The organism is Chitinophaga arvensicola (assembly GCF_900110835.1).
In the GTDB taxonomy this organism is placed as follows: domain Bacteria; phylum Bacteroidota; class Bacteroidia; order Chitinophagales; family Chitinophagaceae; genus Chitinophaga; species Chitinophaga arvensicola.
This window is the reverse complement of record NZ_FOJG01000001.1, coordinates 4,085,559-4,105,777: the sequence shown is the minus strand read 5'-3', so window position 1 is coordinate 4,105,777 and position 20,219 is coordinate 4,085,559. Positions and strand designations below refer to the sequence as shown.

Here is a 20,219-nt window from a genome sequence, read left to right as displayed (position 1 = left end):
GAAGAGATAAAAATATCCGGCTTTTCAAATAACTCAACAGATAAATCTCACTCTTATACTACCAACAAAAAAAGCAATGCTACCTTCCTCAACTTGCAGTAAAAAATGTATTGTTCATACTATAAAACAACAGCATGGTTATGGTATAGGCTGGGTTACATATAACTCTGGCCGCAAAGAAAATAAATACAATTGGAAATTCCAATATTTGTGACAACTCGTCTTTCCTTCCCCACCTTACAATTTCAATTTCACCCCCCCGTTTACAACAAAACCATCCAGCGGCGCATAAATATCCCTGAACACCGGATGCGTCACTGTCCCCGTGTAAATATTCTCAAAACGCGACTGCCGTGTATCCAGCATATTTTCAAAATTCACAAACACAGAAAAACGTTCCCATAATTTCTCCGCCATGAAACCGCACAACCAGTAAGATCTTCCTACAGTGCCATCATTCAACGGTTGCTTACTGTAATAGTAGGCTTCCAGTCCAATTTTCCATTTATCTTCCACTTCGTACATCAGCACATTATTTAACCGGTGCTTTGCCGTTAAAGGATTATCCCGCTTTGTTCCCTGTTCAGTGATCTGTGCATCGGTAAATGTGTATCCGATAAACAGTTTGAAATCACCGTATCCCAGCTTCACGTTAGTTTCCCAGCCTTTTGTATCCATATAGCCTGCAATATTCAGCAGCCGGTAGCTGTTGGTAGTAGTGGGTTCCATCAATAGCGGATGATTAATTCGTGTATAAAAGAATAACTGGTTCACACTAAAACTTAGTTTATCGAAGAAGATAGTACGGTAGTTGATATCGAAATTCCCTCCATATGATTTTTCCAGTGTATTATTATCCGGCGCTATGGGCAACACCCGCCGGAACTGTATCCGTTCCGTTTCTTCCGTAAAGATGGTAGGCGTTTTATAGCCCATACCGCCACCAACACGGGAACTTATTTCAGGCGAAATGGTAAAGAGCGCCGAGATTCGTGGCAATAGCACAAACCCGTAATCTTTCACTTCATCCCCCCGGAGCCCTGTTTCCAGCTGCAACCAATGATTGGCTTTCCAGGTATTCTGGAGAAAGATGCCTACCGTTTGCTGATTGTAATTCCGTTTAGGGAAGGCATCTACCGGGTATTCTTTGAAATCATCCGTATAATAATTTAGTCCGCCAATCCACTCCACATGCTCCTGTTGATAGCTGTAGGTAGCTTCTGAATAAGAAGAAAACTGCTTCCCATCAAAAAGATAATCCGGAATAGTGATGGTCCTTTGAAAATGATTAAGTGCATTTTTGATGGTCAGTGTGCTATGCGCATTGAACTGATGTTCAAAAGCCAGTTGTGTCGATAACCGGGTGGTTTTATTTTTCTCAAAGTAGCTGTGTGTACTGTCACCACGGCCTTTGAGGTATTGTATATCGCCGCCGGTACGGTTTTCAAATACGCCATTGACCCCAATATTCAACTTTGTTTTTGGGCTGAAATAGATAAACAACTTTGGATTGATCACGTAGCGGTCAAATTCCGGGATGGCCGTAAACTCGGTATTACCGGGAGCATAGGCCTTGCTGCTATTTCGTGAAGCAAATACTGTTACACCTACTTTTTCAAAACGCTGTCCGTAGTAACCGTTGAGATCAAGGCCTCCGGCAGAAGTTCCGTTGAGCAGGAAACGTAATTCCTTTTCTTCCGACGGCGCTTTTGATACCAGGTTGACCAACCCGGCAATGGCGCCACCACCATACAAAGTAGAAGCGGCGCCTTTAATCACTTCCACTTGTTTCAGGTCCAGGGGTGGGGTCTGTAATAGCCCCAATCCACCGGAAAAGCCGGCGTAAAGCGGCAGTCCGTCTTTCAGGATCTGCGTATATCGTCCATCGAGGCCCTGTATACGGATGCTGGAATTGGCGGAAGTAGCAGACACCTGCTGTGTTTGAATACCGGTGCTTTCGTTCAGCATCATCCTGATATCACCTGGTTTCATATTGCCCTTTTCTTCCAGTTCTTCTCCACCAATAAATTCCACCCTGGTAGGAATATGCTGGATGGTTCTGGTGCTGCGGGTAGCAGAGATCACCACTTCTTCTATGTCTTCTGAATGGTCCGGCTTAGCGGCAACTGTATCTGCCGGAGCGGCTGGATGTTTATGCTGCGCCTGGCCCACGACAAATGAGCCCAGCAATATTGCCAGGAAGGATATATGTTTCATTCTTTGATTGATAGTAAATAAAATATAGTTCACCAGTACCTGGTGAAAAGAATATGGGTCTTTTGTGAGATGGATCTAAGCGAGCCGTGGAGGCTGGAAAACAGGTAGCGGGTATTGAGAGACAGCATTTTCCTGGTAAGGATGAAACACCTGCTGGTTGGGAGTATACACCGGTCTTGTCAGTTTAACCCCTGCATCCGGGAGTACTACGCCGTGGCAGGTACTGCAAGCGAAAAAGGGAGAACACGGGCAATCTGGTTTGCGATGATCTGCTGGTTCCGTTGTATTACAGGCGTAGTCGTCTTCCTGGCAATCACAGGGGATGCCGGAAAGAATAACTACGTATAATGAAAATATGATCAGGAACCATTTCACGAAGCGAAAATATAAAAAAATGCAGAATTTACATAAAACAAGCAACTGCAGACCTGCATTCATGATTATCACCTGCCAGACTACTAAACACCTGTTGCATAGCTAGTACACGGAATCCATGACTTTCAGCTTCGGTTTTTCTTTCACTGCGTTAAATTCATATAAACCTGGGGAAGCTTCTATCACATTCAATTCTGGCCGGCCAACAAATCCACCAGGGGCGATGGTACATTTAATAAAATATGCCTTTCCGGGACGGATATCCAATGTTACTTCCTTACGGGTTTCTGTTTTTGCAGAAATTTTGGCGGTACCAGTCTTATAAACTTTAATAAGAAAACTGGTACTGTTCTTCACACGGCATACAACAGAATCATCCAGCAGCACATTATAGGAAATTCCGGCACCCAAATCTGTGTCAGGGCGATAAATGTACAACAAGGCGTAAGAAGCAGTATCAGGCAATACGGTATTTATGATGGAATCAACAATCCTGAATTTCTCCGCAATAAGGCCAAGAATATCAGGATAATAATAAATTTCTCCTGTCAGCCGGTAACAGGTACTGAACATATCAGGATGCTTCAGTTCCTTGATCTTCACAATGTTCCCTCCTGCCTGGATGGCCTTGTCGGTCGCCTGCTGCATGGTTTGTTCGTATCCGCAATTCATTTTAAAGCCACCATCGGTCACTTTTACATTTCCTATTTTCCTGAGTCCATCAGGAAGTACATCTTCTTTACTAAGAAATAAAACACGGGTGGTATCTGAGAAAGCATGGGCAGGTATATAAATAGCAAGTACCAGTAATAACACCATCACTGATCGTGAATACAGTTTCATTCGTATAGGCATAGACGTATTGGTAAGGTTATGGCAGGAAAGCACTTTATTTTTCCCGGAAGTGCAATATTAAGATATTTCTGCACAAAATAAATGATCATGCCAGGATACATCCGGGCTGAATTCCACGCAGGCGTGGGAGCCAATTACAGATCCATAGCAGGATTTCAGCTGATCTGTAATTCTCAGACATCAGGATTGAGTAACTACACAAACGGGACTTTTGAGATAAACCTGACCGTAACCCTGTTTCAGCACTAAAAGCTGGAACAGCCCTATTTTACCAGACCCAGTTGTTTCATCATGGTCAGTTCATCGGTTACCCGCCAGTGATCCGTAATTTTACCATGACTGATTTCTTCTATGTTGATCTGGTTCACCGTAACAGATTTCCCGGTAGGAGGAATATCAAATAATGTATCCGTTTGTGTACCGGTCATAATCACGCGCACAACCGCCCTGTTTTCTGTGACGATGATATCCTTGATGGTATAGTGCAAATCAGGAAATGCTTTCCTGATAGCGTTTACAATCGGTTTTAAACCAGCAGGCCCATTTGGAGGATTGGGAACGGAAGGCGTATGATTGACATAACCGGGGCTTAACAGCTCTTCCAATACCTCCACCTTTCCCTGGTTCCATACTTCATTAAAATAACGCTGTACCAGCTGCTTATTTTCTTCCTGCGGCGTTGCGGCGGTATTACCACAGGCGGCACATAGGAAGACGCCAGCCGCCAGCAGGGTCAGCATGGTACCGGAGAAACCCGAACGCCGGATCAACCCATTGTCGATAGCATATTTGCCACTCCCCTGGCAAAGGATAGCGAGCGACAACCCAATAATCAGCAGGTGATATTCATACCCCTCTCCCTTTTGCGTGCCAAACCAATTCATAAAAAAGCCGTTATCGATGTGTGCAATAAAAATAATGCCCACAAACAGGATAATGATTGCCACCGCCCAAAGCCTGGATGCAAAGCCTGCAATCAGCGACAACGCCCCAAAAAACTCTGTTACAATCACTAAAAAGGCGATCAGCCAGGGCAAATGCAGGGTATCTGTAAAAAAGGACATCTCCTTTGTAAAGCCGGGACCACCAAACCAACCCAATACTTTCTGGGCGCCGTGGGGAAACAAAATCAATCCCAGTGTGAGCCGGAGAATCAGGCCCGTCCAATCGTTGTGTGTACTGAAAATACGCTGTTTCATTTATTTGTAAGTGCATTTAGATCTACAAATAAACGATGGCAAAAAATCTAAAAAATTAAAGTAGTTGAAGAAATTAACGCTGACTCAGCCTTTTACGGAGCATACTCAAAAAAACCGGCGACATCCCCAGGAAGGCAGCCACCTGCTTCTGCGGAATCCGCTGTTCCAGTTGCGGATATTTCTTCAGGAAATCCAGGTACCGCTGTTCTGCTGTAAAAGAAAGACTTTGATTGATACGATTCTGCTGGGCAATAAAAGCATTCTGGAATAAGATCCTGAAAAACCGCTCAAATTTAGGAACACGTTCGTACAGCTGTTCGAGTTGCTCCCTGGAAAGCTGCAACAGCTCTGTATCTTCCAGCGCATCAATATAATAGTCGGAATAACTGCCCGTCAGGAAACTAAAGAGATCACTCACCCACCAACCTTCTACGCCAAACATCACAATATGTACAAACCCGGTGTCATCAATGGTATACATCCTCACACATCCCCGGATGATAAAGTTTTCCGTTTTACAGATGTCGCCCTGCCGCAGCAGGAACGCTTTTTTCGGCAGGGTTTTGAAATGCAGTAAGGAGCTGAAAAAATCCACTTCCTCCTGTTCCAGGTGAATATGCCTGGCTATGTGCTGGAGCAGTAGTTCGTCATTCCGCATATCCGGGAGATCTTGGTCAGCCCAAAGTTATTTTAAATATGCAGTAAAAGAAAGCAGCTGCCTTACAAATAAATGAGACAGCTGCTTTCTTTTAATATCTGCGGATACACCTATTCCTTGTTGAACAGGTCTACTTTCAGCCCTACTGCGAAGTTGCCGGAGAGATAATTACTCAGACCCGAGGTCTGGGAAGAATAGCTCACGAGGATACCTACTGTATGGAAGATGTTATATCCTGCACCTACGGTGAAGTTTTTGGAGGTATGGTACATGCCAAACGCATTCAGCGTATTTTCCAGGAAAACGATATTGGCGCCAAGGTCTATGATATTGTCAAAACCACGTACACCACGGAAGCATACTTTTGGTTCTATCGATGTTAACTGGGAACCAATGCCTATCCGGTAGCTGGCAGAGGAATAAAAGGTGGAGCTGTTTACCTGGCCTTTATTATCTGATTTAAAATAGCCGATCATGTTGGGCAGCGCAGCCTGGAGATTCAATCCGTGGCTGGTATAGGCCAATCCGAAATCTGCGTCAAAATAGTTATCGCGACGGTTAAAGCGGCCGATGGAAGGGTCGCTGGCATCACCATTCAGTGCTTTCCGGTCGATGAATTCGGAGCGAAACCCAACGGATAACCCGAAATGGAGTTGCTGCCCGCCTGTTGATGATAACGGTAAATGATAAGCGTAAGTAGCCGCCACACGGGTATTGGAGAGCAGCCCGGCTTTATCGTTATACACGTTCAAACCTACACCTACTCTTTTACCGGCAGCATAGTCGGCGGTGATGGCCATGGTAACCGGTACACCCGGCTCATCTCTCCACTGCTTTCTGTAGGCGGCATTCAGATGAAGCCCTGTATCAATCCCCGCCATAGCGGGATTACCCAGGTACTGGTTTTGAAAATACTGCGACCCCAACGGATCCACCTGGGAAGTGGTGGCATTACCCCACTGTTGCGCGGTTAAGCTTTGCGTTCCTGCCAGTAACAGGATTATAAAGAATATCTTTTTCATCCTGATTAGAATAAAAGCGGCCCCTGACAGGAGGTCTGGCCCTCTGGGGCAAAGTTGCCACCGAAAACATAAATGAATACAGGAATTGGTTTCATAGTGACAGTAGGTAAGGGTTCAATAATTAAAAAAAATGTACTTAATCAGTTGAAATAGGGATGCAGTGTTCAGACATTCATCATACTTCGTTGTGCTAAAATCTCAATCATGTGTCCTGCACTGCCTACAGCTTACGATAATCGGGGGCTAAGATAAAAATTATTTTAAGAATGTAATAAAAACAACAAAAACGTATCCGGTTCTCATTGTTTTTCAGCACCTCATCACGCAGTAGACAAACACTGATAAAGGAAAGGCCTGCTTCGCAAACCTTTCCTTTATCAGCTTATCATGTATCTGCTCCGGCAGGCACATTGCAGCGGCATTCCGAATGCCGGTACTATTTTTTGATGGTTAACAACAACTCATCCAGCTTTTGCAGAGTGGCCATCATACCCTGTTCCATGCCCATCTGTATTACCTGCTCCACATCAGCAAGCGATGCGTAGGTAACCACTGTTTCTACCAATGCGTTTTCACCTTTGTCAGTAAAAGTTACCAGCCACTCCGCACGGGGCAGGCTTTCATTTATTTCACCCGTTGCATCAGAGAATGCATCGAGGGCGGTGTAAAAATCAATAGGACTGATTTTTACATAGGCGGTATATCCCCAGTATTCTGTGCCATTGGGTTCTACCATCGCATAATGCCAGTGACCTCCTTCGCGGAAGTCCATCGTTTTTGTTTTTGTCGTCAGCGGAGCCGGCGCAAACCAGCGGTCCAGCAATTCGCTTTTGGTGTAACAATCCCACACCAGTTGCCGGTCGGCCAGAAACTCACGCCTTATTGTCAGCGTATTTTCTTTCTTATCTACCAGGAATTCGAAATGCAAATTGTGTTTCATTTTCTTTGTTTTTTTATCGTTGACAATAATTGATCGAGTTGATCGAAACGCTTTTCCCAGATCTTCCTGAATTGCTCCAGCCATTTATCTATCTCTTTCATTTTATCAATTTCAAGCTGATAAAAAATTTCCCGTCCCTGGTATTCCTGTTTAACCAGTTCACACTCCGTCAATATTTTTAAATGCTTGGAAACTGCCTGCCTGGTCGTATCAAAATGCTCCGCGAGTGCATTGGGCGTCATTGCCTGCACGGCAATCAACGCTATAATGGCTCTGCGTGTCGGATCGGCGATAGCCTGGAAAATATCTCTTCTCATATAGCGGTCATTTGTATACCGGCTTCAATGACACCCGGTACAATTCATAGTAGCTGCTCTATTAAGCAACTGATTGGTTGCAAATATATACGCAACCGATCAGTTGCCCAAATTTATTTTCAGTATTTTCCGGCAGAACAACAAAAAAGTCCGGTAGTAGGGTATTTAAACGCAGCTGGCATCTTTATTATTCCTTCTCTTTTTCGTCAATTTATTAATAAATTTACCTCAACAACCATATTTACAGACCGGGGATGTTCCCCAGAGCGCATTGATCTACCATATGAGGCGTGTTGATATTCATGAGGAACTTCCGGATGAGCAGACGTTGCTCCAGCGTATAGCAGATGGCGATAGTATGGCTTTTGCGCTGTTATTTAAACAGTATAAGCAAAATTTGTATAGTACAATATTCCATTTAACGGGTAGTTCCGGAATGGCAGAAGATGTATTGCAGGAAGTATTTATCAAAGTATGGATGCACAGGGCGCGATTGCCCGATATCATAAATTTTCCCGGATGGCTTTATAAGGTCACCGAATATGCCGGCTTTAAAGTAATCCGTAATAACCGTCGCATAGCAGCACAGCTGCATGTTTTGTCCAACGATCCGTTCCCCCCCGCAGAAAAAGACCCTGTTGATATTTTTATCGAGAAAGAATATGATCAGCTGCTGGAGGCTGCCATTGCCCAATTACCGGAAAAGCAGCAGCTTACTTACCGTATGATCAAACAGCAGGGACTTAAAAGAAAAGAGGTGGCAGAAAGATTGTCAGTGTCGCCCGAAACCGTTAAATGGAACCTGGACCAGGCGAATCAGTCGGTCCGTAACTATTGCATGGCCCATCTGGGACTAACCCTGGCTTTTATGCTGGTCAACAGCCTGCAATAATTTTTTTCGCCATTACCCCCCATTTGTCTTTCCCGTGGCTCTTATATATATGATTCACAGGAAAGGCCGTCATAATCATACTGTTTATCTGCCTGATGAAGCGGGGTTACTCGGAAAAATAGCCAACGGGGACACCACTGCCTTTGCCAAGGTATTCGCTCATTACAGGAAACAATTGTATACCACCATTTTTCATCTCACCGGCAGCCGGGAGATGGCGGAGGATGTAATACAGGAGGTATTCATCAAGGTATGGCTGCACCGGGAGCGGTTGCCGGTGATTGAACATTTTGGCGGCTGGATTTACCGGGTAACGGAACATGCCGGTTTTAAAGTAATCCGGGAGCTACGGAGAACCATTACCGGCTCAGAACCAGTCACGGAAGCGGATAAAAAAGATCCGCTGGACCTGTACATAGAAAAAGAACTGGACCGCTTACTGAATGAAGCCGTGTCCAGGTTGCCGGAAAAACAGCAACAAACATATAAACTGATTAAACAGGATGGGTTGAAAAGAAACGAAGTCGCCGATCAGTTACTTGTATCACCGGAAACGGTGAAGTGGAACCTGGAACAGGCGATGCGGTCGATACGGCGGTTTTGCCTCGCAAAACTTTCCCATTAAATGAACTATACTAATAAAGATGATGGAATTACCAGATCATATTGCTGCTTTATATCACCGCTGTATACAGGGAAATGCTACCGCTGCCGAGCAGGCTGCATTACTGCAATACCTGCAGGAACCGGGGCATGAAGAGATATTAAGAGCGGTATTAAGACAGGGACTCCGGGAGCAGAAGCCCCTGACAGACCTGCCCCCAGAGCGGGAAGCAGCAGTATGGCAGGCAATTATAGATGCTACTCATCCCCCGCTCCCCGTTGCACCTGTTTACCACATGCGATGGTTACGGATGGCAGCAGCAGTGGGCATTTCTGCATTCATCGGTATCAGTAGCTTCTTCGTATACAAACAATACAGGAGCCATCAGGCGCCAATAGCACTACAAACACCCCTGAGCCCGGGTGGTAACAAAGCCATACTGACATTGGGAGACGGAAGAACAATCACACTGGACAGCATTTCCAACGGGCAAATTGCCGGGGAAAACGGTGTAGTGAAACAAGGCAACGGTAAACTGGCTTACCTCGCAGATCAGGCGGAAGCGGTAACGATCCATACCCTCACCATCCCACGCGGGGGACAATATCAGTTACAACTACCGGATGGCACACAGGTTTGGTTAAACAGCGCTTCCTACATTAAATATCCTACCAGCTTTCATGGCAGGGAAAGAAAAGTGGAAATTTCGGGAGAAGCCTACCTCGATGTTGCCAGAAACGCGGCGCAACCCTTCATCGTGGTATCAAAAGGGCAGCGCATCCAGGTATTGGGAACAGCATTTAACCTGATGGCCTACCCCGACGAAGCCGCTATAAAAACTACCCTGATCAATGGCGCTATTAAAGTGATACAGGCAGGCACGTCAAAAATACTCAAGCCCGGAGAACAGGCAGCCGTCAGCAATCGCACGGCAGGTATTGCCATCACCACACCTGACCTCGACAATGTGCTGGCATGGAAGGAAGGCAAGTTCCGTTTTTACAATACAGATATCGCTACCATTATGCGCCAGGTGGCCAGATGGTATGATGTGGAAGTTTTCTACCAGGGAACCATACCGGAAGAAGAATTTTATGGCACCATTCCTAAAAGTGAAAATGCGGCGCAGATCCTGGATGTACTGGAATTAACACACAAAGTTCATTTTGAAATAAAAGGGAAAAGGATCACCGTCATTCCCGGTCCGAGATAATCAAAAACCAACCATTTATTTGAATTAAAAAAGTCAATCAGGAGTAACACAAGGTCAACCAAAAAATACCCGGCAATGAAAAAGCATTCCCGGATAACAGCAGGAATTAAATGTAAAAACCAAAATCGCTTTACGGCGCAACTTTAACATCCAAACCGGTACGAAGATATGAACTTAGTTGTACATGGCAGTCCCATGCCCGATCGTATGCCACATAAACGGAGCCGATTCATGAAGACGTATGCTTTTGTTTTCACAGTGGCGTTATTGCTTAGTGCAAATCTCTACGCGCAAAAAATTAATATAACCGGCCGGAATCTATCGCTGGAAAAGATATTCCGCGAAGTCGAGAAACAAACAGATTATTCTTTTCTCGTTGGCAAAGAAACACTGAAAAAGTCAAAGCCGGTGAACCTTAATTTAAAAAACGCCTCACTGGCGCAGGTCCTGGATCAGTGCCTTACCGATCAGCAACTGACCTGGGAAATCAAGAACAAAGTAATTGTAGTTACACCTGTTCCCACTTCTGCCCCGGCGCAACCCGCCACTATGCAGGCAGTTCCATCGGATCCGGATAATATCATGTGGGGCCGCGTCATCGACGAGCATAATATCCCGGTCATTGGCGCCTCCGTACGTGCCAGTATTGGCGCCGATCGTATACAGATGTCGTTCACTGATGAAAAAGGAGATTTCATTTTATCGGAAGTAGATATGCCCTCCGTGCAGCTACAGATCACCAGCGTAAACATAGAGCCCTGGACAGGTGAGTTAAAGAAACAGCCGCAGCCACAGGTGATACATGTCAAAAGCAAAGTATACCAGCTTACCGATGTAAAAGTGGTATTGAATACCGGTTACCAGAAACTCGATAAAGAAAGGGCTACCGGTTCTTTTGGCAAACCTGATATGGCCATCGTGTCGAAACGTACCGGTACCATGGATATTATGTCCCGTCTCGATGGCCTCATACCCGGCCTCACACTTTCCGTGGGAACCGATCAGCCTACCACCGCAAACCCTAACGGAAATGGCGTTTCTACCCGGAAAAGTGTGATCAGGGGAAAAGGAACGCTGTTCCTGGACACCGATCCCCTGTATGTGATCAACGGTACCATTGTAACGGATTTCAGTACGCTTAACCCCGATGATGTGGAAAGTATCACTGTACTGAAAGATGCCGCCGCCGCTGCCATCTATGGCGCCAGGGCAGCCAATGGTGTAGTGGTAGTGACCACCAAAAGCGGTAAAAACAATCAACGCCTGACCGTTAATTACAACGGCTTTTTTAACTATCAGGGTAAACCGGATTTCAGTTATATACCGGTATTAACCAGTCAGCAATTTATCAGCGTAGCAAAAGAATTATTTAATCCGCAACTATACCCCTGGAATTCGCAATATGATCAGACTATCGCGCCGCACGACCAACTGCTCTATGATCACTACCGTGGATTGATCAGCGATGCACAATTCAATAAAGGCATGGATAGCCTGGGCAATATCAATAACCGGCAGCAAATCCTCGACCTCCTCGTCCGCCCGGCCATGAGTAGCAATCATACCATATCGGTAAGCGGTGGCAATAACATGTATTCGTTTTACGGTTCCCTCGCCTATACACTTTCACAGGATAATACACCGGGTAATAAAAACAATAGCTATAAAATAAATTTAACCCAGAATATACAACCCAGCAGGAACATCAGGATCTCTGTGAATGCCTCTCTGATCAACAACGTATCCAGCGGCAGAAATGCGATAGAAGCGGGACCCTCCGCCTTGCCATACCTGTTATTGAGAGATGCGTCAGGTAAAAATATTCCTGCTGATTTCATGCTCGGCTGGTCAGATTCCCTCCGTCTTGATTACCAGAACAGAAGTAAAATAAATATGGGCTACGTCCCCCTGGATGAGGTGAATTACACAAGCTATAACCGCAATAATATTTTCATTAATCTAACCGGTAATGCCAGTGTGAAAATATGGAAAGGACTGAGCTTCGAAGGCACATACGGCTATGTAAAATCTCCCGGTATCAGCAAATATTTTACAGACAACAGGGAATACAGACAGCGGCGGCAGTTACTCAGTTTTACGATAGCTCCTACTGTCAACTCAACGCCGCAATACCTGGTCCCGATCACTGGTGGCACCTTTACCTCCGGCAATAATGATCAGCGTAACTGGACCGTCAGGAACCAGTTGATATACAGTGCAACACCCCGCCAGGGCAAAGATCACCTGTTATTGCAGGTGGGCCAGGAAGCACAGGAGCAGTTCAATTTTACGACCAGCAATACTTATATGGGGTACGATGAAAAAATGGGCACCTATGGCCTGGTAGATTATGCCAGTTTAAGTAACGGTGCCACCGGCACTGTCACTGGTTACGGCTATCTTCCCCAACCCTATTATATCAACCAGACACTCTCCCGCTTTACCTCCAGGTTCGCACTGGCCAGCTATACCTTCAACGATAAATACAGTCTGGATGGCAGCTGGCGACAGGATAAAAGTAATCTTTTCGGAAGCGATGTATCCTCACAGAATAAGCCCGTTTGGAGCATAGGCGCCAAATGGCAACTAGGAAAAGAAAATTTCTTCAAATCATTGAGCTGGATAGACAATCTCGGCATCAGGGCAACTTATGGCATCACCGGTAACTCTCCCTATGTAGGTGCAGCTTCCGTGCAGGATATTCTCCGGGCATACCCGCAATCCCAGAGCGGCGGCGTGGGCGGCGATGCCTTATCCATAAACTCTACTGCCAATACGAAACTGTCGTGGGAAACTACCCATACCATCAATATCGGAATAGACTATGGCCTGCTGAAAGGAAGAATTAACGGAGGCATTGATATCTATAGCAAAACCACCACCAATATGCTGGGCAACATTCCGCTGAATCCCTTCACCGGCTCCTACTCTGCTACCGGCAACCTGGGAAAGTATTCCAATAAAGGTATTGAGCTGAGCATCTCCTCACAAAATATAAAATCAACTGATTTCAACTGGTCTTCCACCATTATTTTCAGTTACAACCATAATAAGCTATTGTCCTTCCAGCCATTGAGCGGTTACAGCAATACCGGCGACTACAAAATCAATTCTTTTTACTATGTGGGCTATCCTGCCGGTCCCGTTTTCGCTTACAACTACGCAGGGCTGGATAATGTAGGAGATCCTCAGATCAGGCTGGGCGATAAAACAGTAACCAAAGATCCCTCCTACAAAACAACACCGGATGATATTAAGTATATGGGCACCACCGTACCGGTATTTAATGGCGGCATTACCAATACCTTCAGCTATAAAGCAGTGTCGCTTTCTGTGAATATGATTTATAACCTTGGTAACGTGATGCGCCGCGATGTAGACCGCACCTACGCCGCCCGGTTGTCTAGCATGGGCGCCAATTTCGCCGCCGGTAACCTCTCTGCCTACTTCCTCGACCGTTGGAAAAAACCGGGAGATGAAGCATTTACCAACGCCCCCGTTTACCTGGCAGATCCCGCAGAAGACTATCGCAGGAATATGAACTACTACTATAAAGCTGATATCAATGTAGTAAGCGCCGCTTATATTAAAATCAGGGATATCACATTAAACTATGAACTGCCTGCCGACTGGTTGAAATCACTCAATATAAAGCAGTTCAGCATATATGGCCAGGCCACCAACTTCCTGGTATGGAAAGCCAATCACCTGGGCGTTGATCCGGAATACCAGGATCTGCGACAGGGATACATGTCTGTTCCGCCTTACCTCCACAGCTACAGCCTCGGTGTTAACGTTACCTTATAAGCGCATCCAAAATGAAACAGATCATGATAAAGAAATTATTTTCTCCTTTCTTATATACCATCCTGCTCACTGCTTTCATTTCCTGTAGCAAGGATTTCCTGGAAGTAATACCAATGGGCAACCAGGTGGCTGTTACCACCGACGATTACGATAAGCTGATGAATGATCCCCGGTTCTATATGACGAATGTAGTGGGATGGCAGGAAGCAGTGCTGATGGGAGACGAAATAGGCGCCGAAGCCGCCTTTCTCAATGTGAATACGGTGTGGCCTGTTCGCCTGTTCCAGTGGGCAGACAGTATCTACAAGCCGGGCGAGCAATCACCTTTTATGCTGACAGAGAATTTAGTCAGTATGTATACTGTTAATAAAATCATTAATGAGGTAATGGCGGCTACAGAAGGAACAGAGGCACAAAAAAAAGCCATCCTCGCAGAAGCGAAAGCCACACGTGCATGGTTAAACTTCCAGTTTGTCAATTACTACACAAAGCCCTACCAGGCTGCTACTGCGGCTACAGATCCCGGCTTCCCCATCATCGTAAAAGCAGATGTCACCCAGCAGCATTTCGACCGGGGCACCGTACAGGAGATATATGATTTTATGATCAAAGACCTGACGGAAGCATTGCCGGATGTACCTGCACAACCACGGATCGCTACCCGTATGTCGAAACCGGCAGTAGAAGGTATGCTGGGCAAAGTATATCTCTTTATGGGCCGCTACCAGGATGCCTTGCCTTTATTCAGTAAAGCACTCGCAGATGTGGCTGCCAACGGCACCCCGGTGCTATACAACTATAACCGGGAGTTTGCACCGGGGGGTACCTTTCTGCCCATCGATCCCACTTTTGGCCCGCAAGGCCCCGGCATCAACCGCAACGACCTGAAAGAAGCGGTGCTCTCCAAAGTGTTCTACAACGGGCCGTATACCGGTAATATGTTTGCCACAGACGGACTCGTACTTATGCCGCAAACAGCTGCCCTGTATAGCGCCAATGATCTCCGTTTGCTGCTGTATACCAATAAAAACATGGATGGCAGTATAAATGCGGGTGGCAGGCTACGCAAGTACGGCGTTACTTACTCCCGCTGGGGATTACAATTGCCTGAGCTGTACCTGCTGAGTGCAGAATGCAAAGCCAGGACCAATGATCTGAATGGTGCCGTAACAGATGTGGAAACACTCAGAAGAAACCGGATGCCGGCGGCAGCCGCAACTGTACCTGCAACTATTGCAGGCAACCAGGTAGCGCTCATTAAATTTATCATCGACGAACGGACCCGGGAATTCGCACAGGAAGGATACCGCTGGTTTGATATGCGCCGCCTGTCGCCCGATCCAATCTTCAACAGTAAACCGATCACACATACGCTTTACAACCAGAACGGCACCGCTACTGTATTTACACTGCGACAGCCAAACCGTCTCGTAATGCGGATGCCACCCTTTTATATTCAAAGCAATCCGGGTATGCCCGATAATCCATAATCAGATAATTAAAACAGACAAACACGATATGACCAGTATTGTAAAACTTGAGCACCTGTCTCATAAGTATAGCAGCTCATGGGCGATCCGTGATATCAATATAGAGATCAGCAAAACCGGTATTGTTGGTTTGCTGGGCTCTAATGGTGCGGGCAAATCTACTACCATGAATATTCTTTGCGGAGCGCTGAATCAAACCGAAGGGAATGTTTATATCAATGGGATCAACATGCGCGAACAACCACAACTCGCGAAAAGAGAAATCGGATTTCTGCCACAGAACCCGCCACTATATATGGATCTCACTGTAGACGAATACCTGGGTTACTGCGCAGGATTAAGACAACTGCCAAAAGATAAAATGAAACCAGCCATAAAAGAAGCCAAGGAACGTTGCGGCATCGACCACTTCAGCAGCCGGTTGATCCGCAATCTTTCCGGCGGCTACCGCCAGCGCGTAGGCATTGCTCAGGCCATTGTGCACCGCCCGCAACTGGTGGTACTCGATGAACCCACCAACGGACTGGATCCCAACCAGATCACGGAAGTACGTTCATTGATCAAAGAAATTGCACAGGAGCGGGCCGTTATCTTCTCCTCACATATCCTCTCTGAAATACAGTTGCTCTGCAAGGAAATCAAAATGATCGAAAACGGCAGGATTGTATTCTCCGATACCATGGATGCGTTCAACAATTATGTAGAACCACACAGCGTGTTGATGCACCTGGAAAATCCGCCCGCCGCTGCCGAACTGTTAAAAATAGATGGCATCATCAAAGTAGATTTTCTCACAGAAAGACAAATACGCCTTTACTTCAACGGCAGCCAGGATATTACGGAAAAACTGATCAGCGCCAGTGTGCAGAATGGATGGAGAATGCGGGAAATCAACCTTGATAAAACGGCACTCGATGAAATCTTCAAACAATTATCCAGTCAATCAGCTTAATAACAATATTTAATGAAGACAATAATCAGAATTGCAAAAACAGAACTACGGGTCCTGTTCTATTCTCCCATTGCCTGGTTTTTACTGGTCGCCTTTTTTATTCAGTCCGGTATCGCTTATTTCATGATGCTGAGATCGTATGCCACCATGCAGGAAATGGGAGGTATTCAGTTACGCTATATCGATCACCTGACTCTCCAGATCTTCTCTTCGCAGGGCGGTGTTTTTTCCAATGTCATGCAAAAACTCTATCTCTACATTCCTTTGCTTACCATGGGATTACTGAGCCGTGAAACGAGCAGTGGCACTATCAAATTACTATACTCCTCCCCCATACGGGTAAGGGATATTGTACTGGGTAAATACCTGGCCATGATGCTTTATAGCCTGCTGATGGTGGCAGCGGTAAGCGTTTTTATACTGGCAGGTATGTCGCATATCAAATCGATCGATAGCGGCATCATGGTGTCGGCCCTCATAGGCCTGTACCTGTTGCTGTGTACTTACTCAGCCATCGGCTTATTTATGTCCAGCTTAACCACCTACCAGGTAGTAGCCGCCGTATGTACTTTCGTGATGATCGGCATACTCAGCTTTATTGGTACGATGTGGCAGGGAATTGATTTTGTGAGAGACCTGGCCTACTTTCTTTCCATGCAGGGACGTACACAAAAAATGCTGGTAGGTCTCATCACCAGCAAAGATGTATTGTACTTCCTCGTGATCATTTTCATCTTTATCGGCTTTACGTATTACAAGCTGAAATCGGGCATGGAATCCAAACCATTCGTGGTAAAAGCCGTTCGATATGTGGCCGTGCTGGCCATCGGCCTGGCTGTTGGTTACATCAGTTCACGCCCCATGTTCACCATCTACCACGACACCACCTTTCACCAGGAGCAAACCCTCACCCCTACCGTACAACAGATTATCAAAGAACTGGGTAAAGATCAGCTGGAAATAGTGACCTATAACAATGCACTGGGAAATTTCGTGTGGATGGGACTGCCCGAACAAAGAAACAATACCTTGTCGAACTGGGACCTCTACACCCGCTTTAAACCGGATATTAAATTTTCATTTGTACAGTACTATGATGAACCACTGGATAACCCCGACTATCCGCTGTCTAAAATGTATCCCGATAAAACCCTGAAAGAAGCAGCTGAGCAAAACATCCGTGGAATGGGCATGAAAATGTCTGCTTTTAAAACACCGGAAGAAATTCATAAAATAATTGACCTGAAACCCGAGCTTAACAGGTATGTGATGCAGTTAAAATATAAAGACCGCTCCACTTTCCTGCGGGTATTTAACGATCAGATGGTATGGCCCGGCGAAACGGAAGTAGCGGCCGCTTTCAAACGATTGTTACAGGCGAAGCTGCCTAAGGTATTATTTGTTACCGGTGACCTGGAAAGAGATATTTTCAAAATCGGTACGAGAGAATACATGACCATCACCAATAACAAAACCTTCCGTTATTCGCTGATCAACCAGGGATTTGATGCGGATACGATCTCACTGGATACCCGTGATATTCCGGAAGATATCGCCACATTGGTGCTCGCTGATCCTAAAACAGCGCTCACTCCTGCTGCACTGGCACGACTGGAACGCTATATCGATAATGGAGGCAATCTGCTGATTGCAGGAGAACCGGGTAAACAAACTTTGCTCAATCCCATCCTGCAAAAATTGGGGGTACAAATGCTCGATGGCGTCATCGCACAACCCAGCAAACAAATGACACCGGATATCGTATTGCCGGAACTCACACCACTCGCCCAGTCATTGTCGCAGGAATTGAAAAAAACAGTGGAAGACAGTTTAAAAGTGGCAGTACCAGGTGTTACCGGCCTCTCCTATAGCAACAATAACGGATTCTCGATTGAGCCGCTGCTGGTAACAGACGCCCAAAGGAGCTGGCTCCGGAAGTCCGCGCTGGTACTCGACTCTGCCGAAATTGTATATGATGCTGCAGCCGGTGATGAAAGAAAATCACTACCGGTTATCATCACCATGAAACGCCAGGTAAAAGGAAAAGAACAACGCATCGTGGTAGCTGCAGACGCAGATTTTATGAGCAACGCCAATCTTCAGCGATCCGATGTACAAACAGCGAATTTCCCTTTTATCACTGCCATCTTCAGCTGGCTGGATTACAAACTGTTCCCGATAGATGCCAGCCGCCCTTCCTCCCTGGACAAAAGGGTAACCGTTACACCTGATGGTGTAGATCTGTTGAAAATAGTATATCTCTGGGTAATGCCGGGTATCATGATCGCATTCGCCACCATATTACTGATCAGACGTAAGCGGAAATAAAAGCTATGTTATTTACTACCGATAAACAAACACTGGAAGATCTCAACATCTTTGGTAAACATGGAGGCAATTCCATTTACAATATCTTCAATCGCTGCATCACCCGGGGTGGTGCAGCGATCCTGGATGAAATGTTCCAGTATCCGCTATCAGACGAGAAAGCGATTAATGCACGTAGTGGCATCATCCGGCACTTCGCCGCAACAGGCACTTTATTCCCTTTTGAAAATACACTGTTTGACGCCATAGAACCTTACCTCGCCAACACGGATGAACGTACCCGACTCACAGCAGATGAACAGTCTGTGGTGAAAAAAATCAATCATCTCATTGCTCAGGATGCAGGAACTGTGCAGATCCGGAAAGGCATCACCGCTATTGCCGGCATGCTCAACGGACTCCGTGATTTTATCCATTCACCGGCCGTAAGGGAAATGACTTTTTATCAGTCCGAAATAGCGGCTGTCAATAGCCTCCTAAACGCGCCGGCACTTGCACCGGCGATGCAACAGGAAGGTAAAATCAAGCTCTCTTCTGCTGCCATGCCGGTATTGGATAGTATTTTCCGCTTCCGCGACCGGGACATTATCTTCAAACTGCTCCGGCATGTGTACTACCTCGATGTATACCTGTCTGTTGCCAGGGTCGCCAGGGAACGCGGATTTGTATTTCCACTGGCACTTCCCAGGGATCGCCACACTGCCACCCTGGAAGGAGTATATCATCCACAGGTGCCTAATGCGGTATCCAATACCATTCGGATAACACCGCAAGGCAATGTGATATTCCTTACCGGGGCTAACATGGCCGGCAAATCCACCTTTATGAAATCGCTCAGTATTGCGCTGTTCCTCGCGCATATGGGATTCCCGGTGGCGGCGAAAAAAATGGAGTTCTCGGTGCTGGATGGTATTTATACGACGATCAACCTGCCCGATAACCTGGGCATGGGCGCCAGCCATTTTTATGCAGAAGTATTGCGGGTAAAAAAAATAGCGCATGAACTCAGTGAAGGAAAAAATCTGCTGGTTGTTTTTGATGAAATGTTCCGTGGTACCAATGTTAAAGACGCTTATGAAGCCACCATTGCTATTACCAAAGCATTTGCCACCAAACGAAACAGCCTGTTTGTCATTTCAACACACATCATCGAAGCAGGCGACATATTGAAAACGGCCTGTAACAACGTACACTTTATTTATCTCCCCACAAAAATGGATGGTAATAAACCGGTGTATACCTATAAGCTGGAAAATGGCATTACGGATGACCGTCATGGTATGATCATTATTAATAACGAGGGCATTCTCGATATGCTGCAGGAAGGCATCGAAAAAGCGCACTAAAAGA

General features: G+C 46.0%; 17 protein-coding genes. 10 read left to right on the top strand and 7 right to left on the bottom strand.

Annotation, left to right across the window (positions count from 1 at the left end):
• Positions 1-237 precede the first annotated feature (237 nt).
• On the bottom strand, positions 238-2,217 hold the full coding sequence (locus BMW79_RS16870; RefSeq protein WP_089896645.1) for a TonB-dependent receptor plug domain-containing protein: 1,980 nt from the start codon (positions 2,215-2,217) through the stop codon (positions 238-240).
• Between the two features lie 114 nt (positions 2,218-2,331).
• On the opposite strand from BMW79_RS16870, the gene BMW79_RS16865 reads away from it, so the two are divergent.
• A complete protein-coding gene (locus BMW79_RS16865; RefSeq protein WP_089896644.1) occupies positions 2,332-2,565 on the top strand; it encodes a hypothetical protein in 234 nt (77 codons plus the stop codon).
• A gap of 129 nt (positions 2,566-2,694) precedes the next feature.
• Here BMW79_RS16865 and BMW79_RS16860 read toward each other — a convergent pair whose 3' ends face one another.
• On the bottom strand, positions 2,695-3,435 hold the full coding sequence (locus BMW79_RS16860; protein ID WP_143059187.1) for a hypothetical protein: 741 nt from the start codon (positions 3,433-3,435) through the stop codon (positions 2,695-2,697).
• Between the two features lie 99 nt (positions 3,436-3,534).
• Between BMW79_RS16860 and BMW79_RS33910 the strand changes: the two genes are divergently transcribed.
• Positions 3,535-3,696 (top strand): hypothetical protein, encoded by a 162-nt coding sequence (locus tag BMW79_RS33910; protein WP_177192210.1) that lies wholly within the window; start codon positions 3,535-3,537, stop codon positions 3,694-3,696.
• Positions 3,697-3,710: 14 nt separating this feature from the next.
• Here the strand turns inward: BMW79_RS33910 and BMW79_RS16855 are convergent, their stop codons facing one another.
• The 5 genes from BMW79_RS16855 to BMW79_RS16835 all read right to left on the bottom strand — a co-directional run bounded on the left by BMW79_RS16855 (position 3,711) and on the right by BMW79_RS16835 (position 7,583).
• Positions 3,711-4,646, bottom strand: a complete 936-nt coding sequence (locus BMW79_RS16855) for an ester cyclase (RefSeq protein ID WP_089896642.1) — start codon at positions 4,644-4,646, stop codon at positions 3,711-3,713.
• Between the two features lie 73 nt (positions 4,647-4,719).
• On the bottom strand, positions 4,720-5,304 hold the full coding sequence (locus BMW79_RS16850) for a Crp/Fnr family transcriptional regulator (RefSeq protein ID WP_089896641.1): 585 nt from the start codon (positions 5,302-5,304) through the stop codon (positions 4,720-4,722).
• Positions 5,305-5,414: 110 nt separating this feature from the next.
• Positions 5,415-6,326 (bottom strand): PorP/SprF family type IX secretion system membrane protein, encoded by a 912-nt coding sequence (locus tag BMW79_RS16845; RefSeq protein ID WP_089896640.1) that lies wholly within the window; start codon positions 6,324-6,326, stop codon positions 5,415-5,417.
• A gap of 436 nt (positions 6,327-6,762) precedes the next feature.
• Positions 6,763-7,266 (bottom strand): SRPBCC family protein, encoded by a 504-nt coding sequence (locus BMW79_RS16840; RefSeq protein WP_089896639.1) that lies wholly within the window; start codon positions 7,264-7,266, stop codon positions 6,763-6,765.
• A complete protein-coding gene (locus tag BMW79_RS16835) occupies positions 7,263-7,583 on the bottom strand; it encodes an ArsR/SmtB family transcription factor (RefSeq protein ID WP_089896638.1) in 321 nt (106 codons plus the stop codon). The genes BMW79_RS16840 and BMW79_RS16835 overlap by 4 nt, the downstream gene beginning before the upstream one ends.
• A gap of 283 nt (positions 7,584-7,866) precedes the next feature.
• On the opposite strand from BMW79_RS16835, the gene BMW79_RS16830 reads away from it, so the two are divergent.
• The 8 genes from BMW79_RS16830 (at position 7,867) to BMW79_RS16795 (ending at position 20,215) form a co-directional block, all read left to right on the top strand.
• The gene (locus BMW79_RS16830) at positions 7,867-8,475 is read left to right on the top strand and encodes an RNA polymerase sigma factor (protein WP_143059186.1); all 609 of its coding nucleotides are present in this window, start codon (positions 7,867-7,869) and stop codon (positions 8,473-8,475) included.
• Between the two features lie 49 nt (positions 8,476-8,524).
• A complete protein-coding gene (locus BMW79_RS16825) occupies positions 8,525-9,100 on the top strand; it encodes an RNA polymerase sigma factor (protein ID WP_089896636.1) in 576 nt (191 codons plus the stop codon).
• Between the two features lie 19 nt (positions 9,101-9,119).
• Entirely contained in the window at positions 9,120-10,292 is a 1,173-nt protein-coding gene (locus BMW79_RS16820; RefSeq protein ID WP_089896635.1) for a FecR family protein, read from the top strand.
• Positions 10,293-10,460: 168 nt separating this feature from the next.
• Complete coding sequence (locus BMW79_RS16815) at positions 10,461-14,099, top strand: SusC/RagA family TonB-linked outer membrane protein (protein ID WP_089896634.1); 3,639 nt, start codon at positions 10,461-10,463, stop codon at positions 14,097-14,099.
• 23 nt (positions 14,100-14,122) lie between these two features.
• A complete protein-coding gene (locus BMW79_RS16810) occupies positions 14,123-15,589 on the top strand; it encodes a RagB/SusD family nutrient uptake outer membrane protein (RefSeq protein ID WP_089896923.1) in 1,467 nt (488 codons plus the stop codon).
• 28 nt (positions 15,590-15,617) lie between these two features.
• On the top strand, positions 15,618-16,541 hold the full coding sequence (locus BMW79_RS16805) for an ABC transporter ATP-binding protein (protein ID WP_089896633.1): 924 nt from the start codon (positions 15,618-15,620) through the stop codon (positions 16,539-16,541).
• Between the two features lie 12 nt (positions 16,542-16,553).
• On the top strand, positions 16,554-18,869 hold the full coding sequence (locus BMW79_RS16800; RefSeq protein WP_089896632.1) for a Gldg family protein: 2,316 nt from the start codon (positions 16,554-16,556) through the stop codon (positions 18,867-18,869).
• A gap of 5 nt (positions 18,870-18,874) precedes the next feature.
• On the top strand, positions 18,875-20,215 hold the full coding sequence (locus BMW79_RS16795; protein WP_089896631.1) for a MutS-related protein: 1,341 nt from the start codon (positions 18,875-18,877) through the stop codon (positions 20,213-20,215).
• Positions 20,216-20,219 lie beyond the last annotated feature (4 nt).

What these genes read in the sequence shown, in the direction of transcription:
- BMW79_RS16870 (WP_089896645.1), bottom strand. Translation starts at nt 2,217, where the DNA reads ATGAAACATATATCCTTCCTGGCAATATTGCTGGGCTCATTTGTCGTG.
- BMW79_RS16860 (WP_143059187.1), bottom strand. Translation starts at nt 3,435, where the DNA reads ATGAAACTGTATTCACGATCAGTGATGGTGTTATTACTGGTACTTGCT.
- BMW79_RS33910 (WP_177192210.1), top strand. Translation starts at nt 3,535, where the DNA reads ATGCCAGGATACATCCGGGCTGAATTCCACGCAGGCGTGGGAGCCAAT.
- BMW79_RS16855 (WP_089896642.1), bottom strand. Translation starts at nt 4,646, where the DNA reads ATGAAACAGCGTATTTTCAGTACACACAACGATTGGACGGGCCTGATT.
- BMW79_RS16850 (WP_089896641.1), bottom strand. Translation starts at nt 5,304, where the DNA reads ATGCGGAATGACGAACTACTGCTCCAGCACATAGCCAGGCATATTCAC.
- BMW79_RS16845 (WP_089896640.1), bottom strand. Translation starts at nt 6,326, where the DNA reads ATGAAAAAGATATTCTTTATAATCCTGTTACTGGCAGGAACGCAAAGC.
- BMW79_RS16840 (WP_089896639.1), bottom strand. Translation starts at nt 7,266, where the DNA reads ATGAAACACAATTTGCATTTCGAATTCCTGGTAGATAAGAAAGAAAAT.
- BMW79_RS16835 (WP_089896638.1), bottom strand. Translation starts at nt 7,583, where the DNA reads ATGAGAAGAGATATTTTCCAGGCTATCGCCGATCCGACACGCAGAGCC.
- BMW79_RS16830 (WP_143059186.1), top strand. Translation starts at nt 7,867, where the DNA reads ATGAGGCGTGTTGATATTCATGAGGAACTTCCGGATGAGCAGACGTTG.
- BMW79_RS16825 (WP_089896636.1), top strand. Translation starts at nt 8,525, where the DNA reads ATGATTCACAGGAAAGGCCGTCATAATCATACTGTTTATCTGCCTGAT.
- BMW79_RS16820 (WP_089896635.1), top strand. Translation starts at nt 9,120, where the DNA reads ATGATGGAATTACCAGATCATATTGCTGCTTTATATCACCGCTGTATA.
- BMW79_RS16815 (WP_089896634.1), top strand. Translation starts at nt 10,461, where the DNA reads ATGAACTTAGTTGTACATGGCAGTCCCATGCCCGATCGTATGCCACAT.
- BMW79_RS16810 (WP_089896923.1), top strand. Translation starts at nt 14,123, where the DNA reads ATGATAAAGAAATTATTTTCTCCTTTCTTATATACCATCCTGCTCACT.
- BMW79_RS16805 (WP_089896633.1), top strand. Translation starts at nt 15,618, where the DNA reads ATGACCAGTATTGTAAAACTTGAGCACCTGTCTCATAAGTATAGCAGC.
- BMW79_RS16800 (WP_089896632.1), top strand. Translation starts at nt 16,554, where the DNA reads ATGAAGACAATAATCAGAATTGCAAAAACAGAACTACGGGTCCTGTTC.
- BMW79_RS16795 (WP_089896631.1), top strand. Translation starts at nt 18,875, where the DNA reads ATGTTATTTACTACCGATAAACAAACACTGGAAGATCTCAACATCTTT.